We start from the raw sequence: 14278 nt of genomic DNA on the forward strand, positions 1-14278 counted from the left end.
AGATTTCCCTCACACCCATCTCAAAATAAACATACCGCCCGGTCGGTTTATTAATAGAATGGCTGCTCCCTGACAGTCTCACGCTCCGATGCAACGCGTGAACGACCCGTCGAAAAGACAAGAAGAATTCGCAGCGACTATCCATCCTTTCCGGAGACACATGCATGGACGAACAGCAATTGGAGACGCTTCGCCACCACCCCGACTTCAGACGCCTGGTCGCAACAAAAACGCGGCTCGCCTGGACGCTCACCGCCGTCATGCTGACGGCCTATTTCAGCTTCGTGCTTCTTCTCGCGTTTTCTCCCTCGACACTCGCGCTGCGCATCGGCGCGGGCACCGTGACGCTCGGTATTCCGGTGGCCGTCGCGTTCATCCTGCTCGCGTTCGCCCTGACCGCCGTCTACGTGCTGAGGGCCAACGGCTCCATCGACGCGCTGAACGATTCCCTGAAGGAGCATCACGCATGAAGAAGCAACTTTCGATGATTCCCGCCGCGCTCGCGGCGCTCGTCCTTTCGCTCGAGCCGGCCCTCGCCGCCGATGCGATTCAGGGTCCGGTCACCGCGCGCCCGCTCAACTGGAGCGCGATCTCGATGTTCTTCGTCTTCGTTCTCCTGACGCTGTGCATCACGCGCTGGGCCGCGAAGCGCACCCGCTCCGCCTCCGACTTCTATGCGGCGGGCGGCGGACTGACGGGCTTCCAGAACGGTCTCGCGATCGCGGGCGACATGGTGTCAGCGGCGTCGTTTCTCGGCATCTCCGCGATGATCTTCGACAAGGGTTACGACGGCATGATCTACGCGCTCGGCGTCGTGGCGGGCTGGCCGATCATCCTCTTTCTCATCGCCGAACGGCTGCGCAATCTCGGAAAATACACCTTCGCCGATGTCGTGTCGTACCGGCTCGCGCAACGCCCGGTGCGCATCGCCGCCGCGTGCGGCACGCTAACCGTGGCGATCATGTACCTCGTCGCGCAGATGGTGGGCGCGGGCAAGCTCATCCAGCTTCTCTTCGGCACGAGCTATATGTCGGCCGTCATGCTGGTGGGCTGTCTCATGGTGCTGTACGTGATGTTCGGCGGCATGCTCGCGACGACCTGGGTGCAGATCATCAAGGCCGCGCTGCTGCTCGGCGGCGCGACCTTCATGGCGATCATGGTGCTCGCGTATTTCGGCTTCGATCTGGAAGCGCTCTTCTCGGGCGCGGTCAACGCGCATGCGAAAGGCCAGTCGATCATGGCGCCGGGCGGCCTCGTCTCGAATCCGGTGGATGCCGTCTCGCTCGCGGTCGGCATGATGTTCGGCACGGCCGGCCTGCCGCACATCCTGATGCGCTTCTTCACCGTCGCCAACGCGAAAGAGGCGCGCAAGTCGGTACTCTACGCGACGGGCTTCATCGGCTATTTCTATCTGCTGATTCTGCTGCTCGGCTTCGGCGCGATCGTGATCGTCGGCACCAACGGAAATTTCCACGACACGGCCGGCAAGATCATCGGCGGCAGCAACATGGTCGCCGTGCATCTCGCGGGCGCGGTGGGCGGCAACCTGTTCCTCGGCTTCATTTCGGCAGTGGCTTTCGCGACAGTGCTCGCGGTCGTGGCCGGCCTCGCGCTCTCGGGTGCGTCGGCGGTTTCGCACGACCTGTACGCGAACGCATTCCGCAAGGGCGACGTCACCGAAGCGCAGGAGATCCGCGTCTCGAAGCTCGCCACGCTCGTGATCGGCGTGCTGGCGATTCTGCTCGGCGTCATCTTCGAGCATCAGAACATCGCGTTCCTGTCGGGCCTCGTGCTGGCGATCGCGGCATCGGCGAACTTTCCGGTGCTGTTCCTTTCGATGTTCTGGAAGGGGCTCACGACGCGCGGCGCGGTGGCGGGCATGCTCACCGGGCTCTTGTCCGCGATCGTGCTGCTCGTGCTCGGGCCGACCGTCTGGATGCAGATCCTCAAGCACGATCACGCGATTTTCCCGTACGCGAATCCCGCTCTCTTCTCGATGACGCTGGCGTTCGCTTCCGCATGGCTGTTCTCGGTGCTCGATTCGTCGGCGCGGGGACAGCGCGAGAAGCAACTCTATCTCGGTCAGTTCATCCGATCGATGACCGGCATCGGCGCGGCTGGCGCGACCAGCAAGCACTGAACCGGCGCTCGTTGCACTCGCCGCAGGCACGCTCGCCGCAGCGTGCCTGCGGCATTTTTTTTGGCTGTGCGATGCACGCGCCGCCCCATTCAAGTTCCCGCATTTCCTGCCGACATAAGCACGGAGGGCACGTCACTCGATGACGCCGCCATCGACGTCGAAATCGCCCGCGCCCGCGCGTCCATGCTCATGTCACTTTCATCCCGGCAGGATCTTCCATCGAATCGCGTGCGCGGAAACGCCGGGCGCAATGCGGACGCGAACCGTGCGCGCGCGCTGGCGGAACCCGTCGCGCTCGGCATCCTCTGCTATCTGCTCGCGCGGCCGGTCGCGCATCTGGAAAGCGCCGAAACGCTCGCCGCGATTGCGTGGCCGGCGCCGGCGATCGCCATCGCGATCCTCTGGCCGATGGCGCCGCGACGCTGGCCCTTTCATCTGCTCGCGGTGTTCATCGCGATTGCCTGCACCGGCGATTTCAGCGCCGCGTCGTGGCGCAGCGATCTCGGCTTTTGCGTCCTGAACGTGCTCGAAGTGGCGCTTTGCGCGTGGCTCGGCCGGCGCTACGTCGACGCGGGCGGCACTATCGTCACGACCGCGAGCCTGATGCGCTTTCTCTTGCTGCTGCCGCTCGCCGCCATCGGCACGACATCGATGCTCGGCGCGACGCTCGCCAGCGATCTGAGTCACGACGGCTGGTGGCGCGAATGGAGCACGCTTTTCGTTGGCAACGGCGTCGCGGTGCTAGTGCTCGTGCCCGCCGTGCTCGCGTGGCGCACACGCGCGTCGGAGAGCGCGGGCACGACGCGCCATGCAGAGCCGCTGATCGCGCTCGCGTGCAGCGTCGCGGTCGCCGCGCTGCTGGCCGCGGCCGCGGCGCTGCATGTGTCGGAGCAGGTGCAGCGCGCGGTGGTCTCGCTGTTGCTCGCGGCCATCGCGATTCATGGCGGCCTCGCCGCCGCCGCGACGACCGTCGGCACCGCCGCCGTGTTCGGCGTCGCCCTGACGCTGATGAAGCTCGGGCCGTATCGCTACGAAAACGCAGAAAGCGCGTGGCACTTGCAGATCGACATGGCCGGGCTCGCGATCCTCACGTTCTTCGTCGCGGTCGCCGTGCGCGAACGCAGGCAGTTCGCGCTGCGGCTCGAACGGGCGCGCCGCATGGAATCGCTCGGGCTGCTCGCGGGCGGCGTCGCGCACGACTTCAAGAACATCCTCGCCGCCGTCGATGGCTACGCCGAAATCGCGCACGACCGTCTCGCCGACGATTCCGCCGCGCGCAGGCCGCTGCGCGAAGTGCGGGCCGCATCGGCGCGCGGCTATGAGCTGACCGAGGAAATCCTGCTGGCCGCGCGCCGCGGCGACCGGGTGCGCGAAACGCTCGATCTGATGTCGATCGTGCGCGAAAGCGTGGCGCTCGCGCGTCCGCTGTGCCGCAACGGAGTGGTCATCGAACTGGAAGCGGCCGATTCGCGTCTGCTCGTCGCGGCGCACGGCGGCCAGCTCGTGCGGGCCGTGCTGAACCTGTCGAGCAATGCGAGCCTCGCTGCGCGCTCGCGCGTGGTGCTGCGCGCCGGCAGCGCGGCGTCGCTGGACGAGCCGCTCGCCATCGGCGACGCACCGCCGGGCGCCATCGCATGGGTCGGTGTCGAAGACGACGGCCCCGGCATTCCCGCCGAACATCTCCAGCATCTCTTCGAGCCGTTTTTCTCCGCACGCGCGAAAGGCGGCGGATCGGGCCTCGGCCTCGCCATCGTCGCGGGCGTGGCCTGCGAGCATCAGGGCGGCATCGCGATCCGCACCGGCCCGGAGGGCACGCGCTTTCGTCTCGTGCTGCCGCTGGTGTCGAAGGCGGCGGCAGCGCCGGGCGAACCGCTGGAACCCGCGCAACCGATCGGCGACGGCGAGCACGTCATGCTTATCGACGCCGACGCCGCATCGCGCGAACGCTGCGAGGACTGGCTCGCCGAACTGGGCTTCGAGCCGCTCGGCTACGCCGACGCGCACGAAGCGCTCGACGATGCCGCCCGCATCGGCGACGACCTCGCGCTCGTTCTCGCCGACCCCGCCAGCCTCCCGGCGGACCACGCCCAGTTCACCGCGCGCCTGCGCGAACATGCGCCGCGCGCACGCGTCGTCGCGCTGTCCCGACCATTCGATCGTGAGGCCGTCGCATCGGCCCTGAAGGACTCGTCATGACTTTGCAGCCGCAACACAGCATCCTCGTCGTCGACGACGACCACTCGATGCGCATCCTGCTGATCGAATATCTCTCCGGGCACGGCTATCACGCCGACGGCGCCGCGAGCGCGCAGGAAGCCATCGGCGTATTCGCCGCGAAACGCTACGACCTCGTGCTGCTCGATCTGGGCCTGCCCGATGGCGACGGCACCGAGCTCGCGCGGCGCTGGCGCGAGGAGGCGCAGGTGCCGATCATGTACATCACGGGCCGCAAGGACGAAGCCGATCTCGTGATGGGGCTGGAACTCGGCGCCGATGACTACATCGTCAAGCCGTTCTCGCTGCGCGAAGTGCTCGCGCGCATGCGCGCCGTGATGCGCCGCGTGGGCGCGACCTCGGCCGCGCCGCTCACGCGCGGCAAGCTGCCGAACGCGTATCGCTTCGCGGGCTGGACGCTGAATCTGAATACGCGCCGCCTCTCGTCGGCGGAACAGTCGGCGGTGCCGCTCACCAATTCGGAGTTCAATCTGCTGGTCACGTTCCTGAGTTCGCCGGGGCGTATCATCACGCGCGAAAAGCTGCTCGAAAGCACGCGCGCGTTCGATGACATCTATGATCGCGCCATCGACGTGCAGATTCTGCGGCTGCGTCGCAAGATCGAGATCGATCCGAAGAAGCCGACGCTGCTGCGCACCGAGCGCGGCGCGGGCTATATCTTCGACACCGATATCGAACATCTGTGGACCTGAGCGCGTCCCCCCTACTTTCAAGCCAGCAAAGACACGCCGTGAACGATTTCAAGAGCCTTGGTACGCAACCCATCAGCGAGGCGCAGCCCTGCGGCGCCGACGTCCGCGACGATCCCGACTTCGAGCTGCTGCAAAACGAAATCGCCAAGCTGACCAATCCTGCCGCGAGCGGTTCGCCGGACTGGGAGCAGGTCGTGCGATTGTCGTCGGCGTTGCTGGCGAACAAGGGCAAGGACATGCTCGTCGCGAGTTATCTGACGGGCGCGCTGCTGATCACGCGCGGGCTCGCGGGCCTGAACGACGGCGCGCAAATGCTCGACGGCTTGCTCGCGACGCACTGGGAGCAGCTTTATCCGCCGGTCGCGCGGCTGCGGGCGCGGCGCAATGCGATTCAATGGCTGATCGATCGCGTGCGCGCGCACGGCGAGGAGCACGACTGGTCGAGCTGGCCGCCTCAGGACGCCGCGCTCGTCGATGGCTTGCGCGCGGCGCTCGCGGGCATCGATAGCGTGCTTGCCGAAAAGGACGACGACGCGCCTTCGATGCAGCCGTTGCGCGCGTTGTTGGGAACGGTGCAGGTTGCGGAGCCTGTCGTTGTCGAGCCTGTTATTCCCGAGCCTTCGGTTGAGCCGGAACCGGTCGCGGCGTCAACGCCGACGCCAGTGCCTAAGCCTGCATCGGCACCCGCGCCCGCGCTACAAACCGAAGCCGTCGATTCATCCGATACCGCCAGCCGCGCCACCGACGAAGCGCTCGAACGCCTCGCCGCCATCGGCAACTGGTACGCGCAGAACGAACCGTCGAGCGCGCTCGGCTTCCGGCTGAGGCGCGTGGGCGTCTGGGCGGGGATCGAGCGCGCGCCGTTCGCCAACGGTTCCGACACACAGCTTCCCGGTCCGATCCCGCAACTCGCGGACGCGCTGCGCGCGTTGCAATCGCGCGCGGCGAGTGCGGACATCGTCGCGTTTGCCGAGACGCAAGTGCTGACGTATCCGTTCTGGCTCGATCTGAATCACGCCGCCGCGACGGCGCTCGCGCAACTCGGCGATGCGTGGAGCGGCGCGCGCCGCGAGGTCTGCAACGAGACCGCGAAGTTCGTGTCGCGCATGGAAGGCATCGAGCGATTGAAGTTCGCCAACGGCGTGCCGTTCGCGAATGCCGACACCGTGCAATGGCTCGGCACGCTGGCATCGTCCGGTGGCGATGCCGGCGCGGCCGCCGCCGCGCCCGATCCGCTCGCCGCGGTGCTCGCGCGTGCGCGGGCATTGGCAGCCGACAACGACCTGCGCGCCGCCGCGCAATGTCTGCAGGACGCCATCGGCAAAACCGCCGCTGTCGGCGCGCGCCTGCGTTTGCGCACCGCTTTGTGCGACCTGCTGCTGGAGCACCGTCCGGGCGCGCGCCTCGATGCGTTCGCGCGCGCGCTGGTGGAAGAAATCGACCGCTACGGCGTGGCGGCGTGGGACCCGGACTTGACCGCCGACGCGCTGCGCGCCGCCTACGCGATTCTGAGCCGCAACGATCAGAACGAAGCGGAAACGGCCGCGCTGCTGGCGAGAATCGCACCGCTGGACGTGGCCATCGCGGTGCGGCTGATTACCTGATCAGAGGCCGGTCATCATCATCGGCGATGACTGGCCGCGCCAGCATGCGCCGATCGTCGCCGGCAAGCCCAGTTCGGCGAGGCTCACCGGATTGCCCGCGACCGTCGGGATGATGGCAGGCAGCGGCGGCATGCCGGGCGTCATCACCGCGAGCTGATCGACGATATTCATCTGCTGACGCTGCGCCTGCGCGTCCTGAATCTGCTGCTTCTGCTGCGCGGTCGTCTTTTGCAACGTCTCGTAGGATTCGATGCTGCGCGCGGCGCCGGTCACCTGATCGCCGCCCGTCACCGAGAAGCTCACGGTCAGCGACGTCACATTGAGCGCCTTCAACGCGGACTCGCTCGCCGGAAAATCGGCGGGCGTGAACTGGCGCTGGCCATCCGCGAAATCCTGCAGGAAAGACGCGACGCCGAGCGGCCCCGCGTAGTTGCGGTTCAAGGTCAGATTGCCGATCTTGATTGACAGACGCGCATCGCCGCATTGTCCCGCCGCCCACGCGAAGCTCGTGCTGACCGGGAAGTTGTAGTTGTTCAGCGTCTGCACGCCCGCCGCGCATTGCACCGTGAGAATGGTCGCGTAGGGCTTCGCCTGCGCATCGGCGTTGACGTTGGTCGGCTGCGCGGTGAGCGTCAGCGGCACGGTCAGCGCGCGGGCGGCATCGGCTTGCTGCTTGGCCATCGCGAGCGTGCGATCGAGCTGGTCGAGCTGCTGTTGCGCGTCGAGTTGCGCCTTTTGCGCCTGAAGCTGCTGCGCCTGCTTTTCGGCGGCACTGCGCGCGGCCGATTGCTGTTGCGCGAGCTGGCGTCCGAACGCGCCGTTGAGCATCGGCACGAAGGTCGATGTGAACGGCACGCTGAAGCCCTGCGTCTCGACGATGTCATAGCGGCTCGCATTGCGCGCGAGGAACGGCTTGGCCGCGCCATCGGCGAACGCCCACACCGCGCCCTTCGCGCCGAAGAGTTGATCGATGGCCGCGCCCTTGTCGGTCGCGCCTTGCAGCGGAAACACGACGCCCGATTCCCAGCCGCGCTGCAAATCGCACGATGCCTGCTGCTCGATGTACGCCGCGAGAAAATCGAACGGACCGCGGATCAGACGCCACGTGAGCGCGTCGGAGCCATCGCCGGTGCCGATCAGCGTGCGCAGCTTCGAGAACGGCTGCAGCGCGTTCATCATCTCGGAAGGCTGCGGCTGCGCGCTCGTCGCGAACTGCGCGAAATCCGCCGCGAGCTGATAGTTCTTGCCGCTGCCCGCGCTGCTGTCGACGGCGAGCTTGTTCAGGCCGGCGAGATAGAGCGTGAGCGCATCGACGGCGCCGAGGTTGTTGGTCACCGCCTGGCTGCCGCGCTGCGGCGCACCCGAGAGCACGTCCTTGATCGCCGTTGCGCCGACCGCATTGATCGCGCCCGCCATCTTGACGGCCTGATTGGCCGCGCCCATGCGCGTCGCCTGCTCGCGCACCTGCTGGAACTGCCGTGCAAGCGCGATCCAGCCGGGCAGCGCCGCATCGGCACGCTCGCCGCCGAATTCCTCGTCGATGCGCGCAATCAGCCGGAAATACGGGCTCGCCGGCCCGCTGACGATGCCGAGCGCCGAGCGCCAGCCCGCTTCGCCCGAGTACGGCGCGGCATTGCCCGCGAACGCCTCGACGAAGTTCTGCCACGCGATCACGCGCTGGCCGCGATACCAGTCGTCGAAGGCGGCGCGTCGATTGTCGAATTGCGCCCGGTCGCTGACGGCGGCGCGAATCTGTTTCGTGAGATCGTCGAGCGCCTTGCGGCCGGGAATCGTGTACACCGCGGGAACGGTCGCGCCCGTCGCGCTCACAGCGCTCGCGCCCGTCACGCTGCCGTTGGCCGTCTGCATGCTGGCATTCGCCGCCTGCGCGCTGCCGCCCCAGAAATCAGAGGCGCGCACCGGCGCGACATCGCCGCCATCGGGCACGAGTCCGACGAGCCAGGTCATCTGCGGATCGGCGGCGACGGCCTGATCGAGCAGCGCGCGCTGGTTCTTCAGACGCTCCTGCAGATAGCCCGCATCCTGCGGCGACCACGCGAGATACGAGATCGTGAGCGGATTGAGCTGATCGTTCAGTTGCGCGGGATAGAGCGTCGTCGCGACCGGTTGCGGCATCGCTTCGAGTGTCGCGCGATCCGCCCCGCCGATGCGCGCACGCAGCAATGCAATCGAACGCGCGAGATTCAGGATATGCCCCGCCTGCCCCGACGATGCCGCCAGCGCCATTTGCTGGCTCTGGTCCGCGGCGGGCTGAATCGCCTGCCTGTACTGCTGCAGGAAAACGTCATGCAGACGCGCTTCGAGCGTCGCGAGCCCCGCGCCGTTGCCGAGCAGTCCCGACATCCAGCGCCGGTCGTTTTGCGCGACCTGCGTCAGCACGTCGTTGGAATAGGTGAGCGCGGCGGCGTCGTGGAACAGGTTGCCGTTCAGCGCGATCTTGTCGGGACGCGCGCTCTGCACGAGTGCGAGCGTCTGCCGGTTGCCCGCGAACGACACCGACAGCAGGATGCCGAACATCGCGAGCAGCAGCACCCACGCGACGACGCCCACGCTCTGCGTGACGCGCCGCCAGTGATGCACGAGCACGGTCGGCTTCGCCGCGTTGCGGTCCTGCGGCAGGATGCGGCCGAAGAAGTCATGCAGGAACACGCCTGCCGTATCCCCCGCATGCGCCGGCGACGGCGGCAGGAGCGTGCTCATCAGCGCGGACATCGCGCCGCCTTCCTGTTGTCCGCTGCTGAAGAAGATACCGCGCAACAGCGGGCGTTCGAGATACGGGCTGTCGGCGAGACAGGTGCCGAGGAACATCGCGAGGCCGCTGCGCAACTGTTCCAGTTCGTTCGGGAACATCAGCAGTTCGGGCGATGGCTGCGCATCGCGCGAGACGAGCGCGAGCCGCAGCGCCTGCAAGCGTGCGCCGATGGAATCGAACGCACGCGCGACGAATGCGCTCTCACCCGTTTCGCTCTCTTCGGCGAGATAGCCCATCGCCTGACCGAGCGCATCGGCGGGCAGCGTCTTCGCCCATTCCTCGAAGCCGTAGAGACGGTCGCACTTCGTGACCAGCACGTACACCGGAAAGCGCTTGCCGAACATGCGGATCAACTGCTCGATGCGCGCCCGCACGATACGGCCTTCATCGGTGAACGTATCGGCGTTCGGGGCCATGAGCCGGTCGGCGCTGACCGCGAGCACGAGCCCGTCGAGCCCTTCGCGCGGCCGATAGCGTCCCAGCAGATCGAGGCCCACTTCCCATTCGCGCCGATCCTGCTCGATGTCTTCCGCCTGCACATAGCGTCCCGCGCAATCGATCACCACGGCGCGGTCGAAATACCACCAGTCGCAATTGGCCGTCTGCCCGATGTTCGCCTGCTGGCTGATCTTCTGGATCGGCGACGACAGCCGCGCGCGCGTGAGCGCCGTGGTCTTGCCGGTGCCCGATTGCCCGATCACCATGAACCACGGCAGCGCGTAGAGCGGATCGCCCTGGCTGCGCAGATTCGACTGGCGCAGCGTGGCGACGGCGGCCTTCCACTTGCGCTTCAAAAGCGTTTCCGCCGATGCGACCGGCGCTTCGACATGCAGCGCCGCGCTCTGCGCCGCGAGGCGGCTGCGCGATCGCATCATCACGATCATGCGGCGCGCGAACGCGACGAAGCAATACAGCGCGAACACGCCGACGAAAATCGCGAGCGCGACCCACAGCGGCCAGCCGAAATAGAGGACGACGCCCCAGCTGATCAGTCCGACGACGATCAGGGTCAACAGCCACAGCAATGCGATGCCCAGCGTTTTCATAGATGGATCTGCGCGAGAAGCGACTCGACGGACTGCGCGACGACGGTGTGATACACGCCGTAGAGCAGCGCCAGCAGGAACAGCGGCAACACGATGGCGGTCAGCTTGCCGCGCGTGAAGCGCGTCGTGAAGCGCGCGCGTGCGGTTTGCGTGCGCGCGGCGGTTTCATCGCCTGCCGTGTGATAGCCGTCCGGAAACAGGAACGCGCGCGCCGACGCGCCGAGCTGATCGGCGTCGGGCAGCAGCATCGCGAGATTGGTGCGGCGGATGTCGGTGAGCGTCTTCTGGTTGCGGTCGTACGCATAGCGCCCGCCGAAGCCGAGCGCGAGACACAGATAGAACACCTCGCGCACCTGCAATTGCGCGGGCGTCAACTGCGCGAGACGGTCGTAGAACACCACGCCCGCGTTGCTCACGTTCGAATAGCGCCGCTGCAAAAGATGCCGCTGCCATTGCGCCGCGCCTTCCCATTGCGTCGTGAGCAGAAGTTCGTCGGCCCATGCGTTGAAGGCGAACAGCGCTTCGTCGATATCGGCTTGCGGGATGCCCGCGTCGTGCGCGCGCAGCCGCGCGGCCGCGATCGCGCTGTCGAGTTGCGCGGTGAGGCTCGCGGCATCGCCCGAAGGCGAGCGGGCAAACGCGCGGACCTGCGCGAAGAGCGGAATGAGGGTATCGGCGAGTGTCATGCTATCTCCGCAGCACGACGATTTCGGCGCGCAGATCTTGCGGCGCGTCCGGCCATTGCAGCGCGATATTCTCGTCGCGCTCGACCGCATCCCACAGCTCGCTCACCTGCTCGATCCGGAAATAGTTCGACGACGCGCGCCGCGGCATGCCTTGCGGCGCGTTCGCCATGTGAATGAGTTCGAGGCCCGGCAGCGCGTGCGCGACGAGCCGCGTGACATCGGCGGCATTGGCGAGACGCGCCTCGTGCAGCGCGCCGTCGACGACCTGCGCCGCCGTCTGCTCCGTGCGCAGCACGAGATAGAAGCGATTGCGCCGGTCGAAGAATGCGCGCGGCAGATCGCCCGCGTACATGCCGTCGCGATAATCGAGCACCGCGAGATGCTCCGGCCCGATCGCGATCTCGCCGAGCAGAAAGCCGATCAGCGCCTGCGCGCGCGAAAAGCACTCGTAGAGCGCGGTGTGATCGTAGGCGGGCAGTCCCGGCGTGCCGTCGGCGGCCTCGCCGAGCATGTCGAAACGCTCCGAAAACGCGCTCAATTCGCCGACGAGACTGCGCAATTCGCCATAGACATGCCACGGATGCACGGTCGGCGTCTGCGTCAGATGCACGAGCCGGGGCGCAGCGCGCGACAGCGTGCGCATCGCGAGCAGCAGCATCATGTAGCCGGGATCGAACTCGGCTTTTTGCAGCTCGCGCGGATTCTTGAATTCCTGCAGATGATGCGCGCGGCCGACGACATCGTCGCGAATCTCGCGCACGATGCGCAGCAGCGTGTCGGAGCCGGCGAGCGCGTAGCCCGGCGCAATGAAGCGCTCCGACAGCGTCACCGTGTCGCCGATGCGCGTGAGCTGCGCAATCGGAATCAGATCGTACTGGCCGAGATTGGCCGTCTCGCCTTCGAAGAACACCTTCAGCACATGCAGCAGCGTATGCACCGGCGCGGCGGGGCCGTTCGAATGCAGATCGGGGACTTCGGCGGGGCGTTCGAGCGTCGCGTAGCGGGTCGATGCGGCGGCGGCGTCATCGGCCGATGCGCACAGCGACACGTTATTGCCTTCCGCGGCGAACTTGCGCACGCCGAGATAGACCGTGAGGGCGCGGCCATCGCCGATGGAACCCGCATCGAACGAACGCGGCGCGAGCACCGCGTTGCCGGGAAATTCCACATACGTGCGGTCGGGAAACACCAGCTTCGCCGAACGCACTTCGATGGTCTGGCTCGCGATGGCGCCCGTCGCGATATCGAGCGCGCCCGCGCCCCAGAAATGCGGCAGGCCGGCCTCCACGACGGGCTTTTCGCGGAACTGCTCGTGCAGCGACGCCAGCTGAAAGTGCTGGGGCTGCATGAACATGCCCTGATGCCAGTAAATGCCCTTGTTGTGTTCCATACGATGCGGATCGATGTGCTGGGTTGGCGCTTAATTGGCGAGCTTGCGCAAGGGCGTGTCCTGCGGACTGGCCGCGCTGACGACACCGCTCGTGGCGCCCGATCCGTTCGGGTTCGCCGCCGCGTTGCCGCTCAGACGGACTTCCTTGCCGCCGCCTTCGAGCTGCTGCGCGCGCGCGAGCGTGGCGGCATCGGGGGCGCCGGGCTGCACTTCGGCGTTCAGAATGCCCTGCGCGCCGAGGTTGAGCTTCACGACGAGCGGTCCGGGTAGCTTGGTGTGCGTGCGGAAGATGAAGCCCGAGGTCTTCGTGACGACGGGCACGTCGAACTGGCGCGCCGCATTGGCCACGCCGAACTGCGCGTAGCCCGCGACCATGCCGATCGAACGTGTGTTCTGCGCGCGATCGAGGATCAGATACGAATGCTGGCCGGGCGCCACCACATAGCGCGAGAACTGCGCGAAGGTTTGCGGCACTTTGCCCGTCGCCATCGTTTCGGCGAGCGCGTTAGGATCGGCGGCGAGATTGCGAAAGGCCTGCGCATCGCCGGTTTCGTAGATGCCGAGCAACAGCGTGTGCGACTGGCCGTCGTATTGATTGAGGCCCGCGTCGGCGGTGATTTCGAAGATCACCGCATCGGTGGCGTAGCTCCAGGCGACATCGGCGAGCGGGTCTTTCGGCGGTGCGCTGCCGCAGGCCGACAACGCCAGCGCCAGCGCGGACGCCAACGTGAGGCACGCGAGCGAGCGCCAGCGCGTCACGCGCGCACGAGTTTCGATGCATTTCGCTACAGCCATTGCCGGTGCCTCATTCGGTTGCCGTCGAGTCTTTTGCTCCTGTGGCACATTGTCCGGACTTTGCGGCAGGCTCATACGGCGAACAGCGGTGATTTCCCGGCCTTATTCGAGGTCTGCGGCTGCGTCAGATCAACGGCAGAATCGTCGCGCTGGCTTCGCTGCCTTCGGTGTACGGCATGAAGAGAATCGATTCGGGCGTGCCCCTGACGCGCGCGTAGTAGGTCTCGTCCGCGCCGAGCGGGTTGCGCACCGCCCATGCGGTGAATTCGCGCTCGCCGACCTGCAGCGTCAGTCCTTCCTGCGCGTACTCGAGCACGGTTTTCTCGGGCAGCTTGCCGCGCGGGCCGACCGCCTGAAAATCGATCTTCGCGTTGCCGCCATGCACGCCGAACACGACGCCGCTCCACTCGCCCTCGCGCGGTCCGATCGCGAACCACTGGCCGAGCTGCTCCTCGCCGACCACTTCGAAGCGATAGTCCTGCGGCTCGCCCGCCTTCGCGAGATTCGCGCGCGCGACGATCTTCGCCGGCCACGCCGGATTGTTTTCGACGAGCACGGTCGCATTCCCGAGCAACGCCGGCATGCCGTCGACACCCGCCGCGCCCGACAGCACGACCGGGAAGCCCAGCCCGCGCGCCTCGCGCAGACTCGTCGCGAACGCCGACAGCCCGTAGCGCACGGACGTTTTCGCGAGCGCGGCGTCATCGGCGAGGATGAGCCAGAGATCGGCGCGCGCGGCGTTCAGCGCATCGAGACCGGCGCGCCATGCGAGCTTTTCGGGTTCATCGACCCAGAAATGGCCTTGCGTCGCCAGGCCGTAGCGTTTGAGCAGTTGCGACAACGCGGTGACGCGCGCGGCGTCCTTGTCCTTGTCGAACGCGGTGATCCAGACAGTTTTCATGACGATCGTTCCTTTC

At 66.9% G+C, this 14278-nt stretch carries 10 protein-coding genes; 5 read left to right on the plus strand and 5 right to left on the minus strand.

The window, feature by feature from the left end; translation table 11 throughout:
- Positions 1-164 precede the first annotated feature (164 nt).
- The 5 genes from AWB74_RS14885 to tssA all read left to right on the plus strand — a co-directional run bounded on the left by AWB74_RS14885 (position 165) and on the right by tssA (position 6671).
- Positions 165-470: a DUF485 domain-containing protein gene (locus tag AWB74_RS14885; RefSeq protein ID WP_061147503.1), complete on the plus strand. Its 306-nt coding sequence runs from the start codon at positions 165-167 to the stop codon at positions 468-470.
- A 14-nt stretch (positions 471-484) separates the two neighbouring features.
- Positions 485-2140, plus strand: coding sequence for a cation acetate symporter (locus AWB74_RS14890; protein ID WP_407642444.1), 1656 nt, complete (start codon positions 485-487; stop codon positions 2138-2140).
- A gap of 189 nt (positions 2141-2329) precedes the next feature.
- Entirely contained in the window at positions 2330-4336 is a 2007-nt protein-coding gene (locus tag AWB74_RS14895; protein WP_235024578.1) for an ATP-binding protein, read from the plus strand.
- Positions 4333-5067 (plus strand): response regulator transcription factor, encoded by a 735-nt coding sequence (locus AWB74_RS14900; RefSeq protein WP_061147505.1) that lies wholly within the window; start codon positions 4333-4335, stop codon positions 5065-5067. Before AWB74_RS14895 ends, AWB74_RS14900 begins: the two co-directional genes overlap by 4 nt.
- A gap of 38 nt (positions 5068-5105) precedes the next feature.
- Positions 5106-6671, plus strand: a complete 1566-nt coding sequence (gene tssA / locus AWB74_RS14905; RefSeq protein ID WP_061147506.1) for a type VI secretion system protein TssA — start codon at positions 5106-5108, stop codon at positions 6669-6671.
- Here tssA and AWB74_RS14910 read toward each other — a convergent pair whose 3' ends face one another.
- The 5 genes from AWB74_RS14910 to AWB74_RS14930 form a co-directional block, all read right to left on the minus strand.
- On the minus strand, positions 6672-10490 hold the full coding sequence (locus AWB74_RS14910) for a type VI secretion protein IcmF/TssM N-terminal domain-containing protein (protein ID WP_061147507.1): 3819 nt from the start codon (positions 10488-10490) through the stop codon (positions 6672-6674).
- A complete protein-coding gene (locus AWB74_RS14915; RefSeq protein ID WP_061147508.1) occupies positions 10487-11176 on the minus strand; it encodes a DotU family type IV/VI secretion system protein in 690 nt (229 codons plus the stop codon). Before AWB74_RS14915 ends, AWB74_RS14910 begins: the two co-directional genes overlap by 4 nt.
- Before the next feature lies 1 nt (position 11177).
- Positions 11178-12566, minus strand: coding sequence for a type VI secretion system baseplate subunit TssK (gene tssK / locus AWB74_RS14920; RefSeq protein WP_061147509.1), 1389 nt, complete (start codon positions 12564-12566; stop codon positions 11178-11180).
- Between the two features lie 30 nt (positions 12567-12596).
- Complete coding sequence (locus AWB74_RS14925; protein ID WP_235024579.1) at positions 12597-13361, minus strand: type VI secretion lipoprotein TssJ; 765 nt, start codon at positions 13359-13361, stop codon at positions 12597-12599.
- Positions 13362-13485: 124 nt separating this feature from the next.
- The gene (locus tag AWB74_RS14930; protein ID WP_061147511.1) at positions 13486-14262 is read right to left on the minus strand and encodes a hypothetical protein; all 777 of its coding nucleotides are present in this window, start codon (positions 14260-14262) and stop codon (positions 13486-13488) included.
- Positions 14263-14278: the final 16 nt, after the last annotated feature.

The sequence above is a fragment of the Caballeronia arvi genome, assembly GCF_001544695.2.
GTDB classification, from domain to species: domain Bacteria; phylum Pseudomonadota; class Gammaproteobacteria; order Burkholderiales; family Burkholderiaceae; genus Caballeronia; species Caballeronia arvi.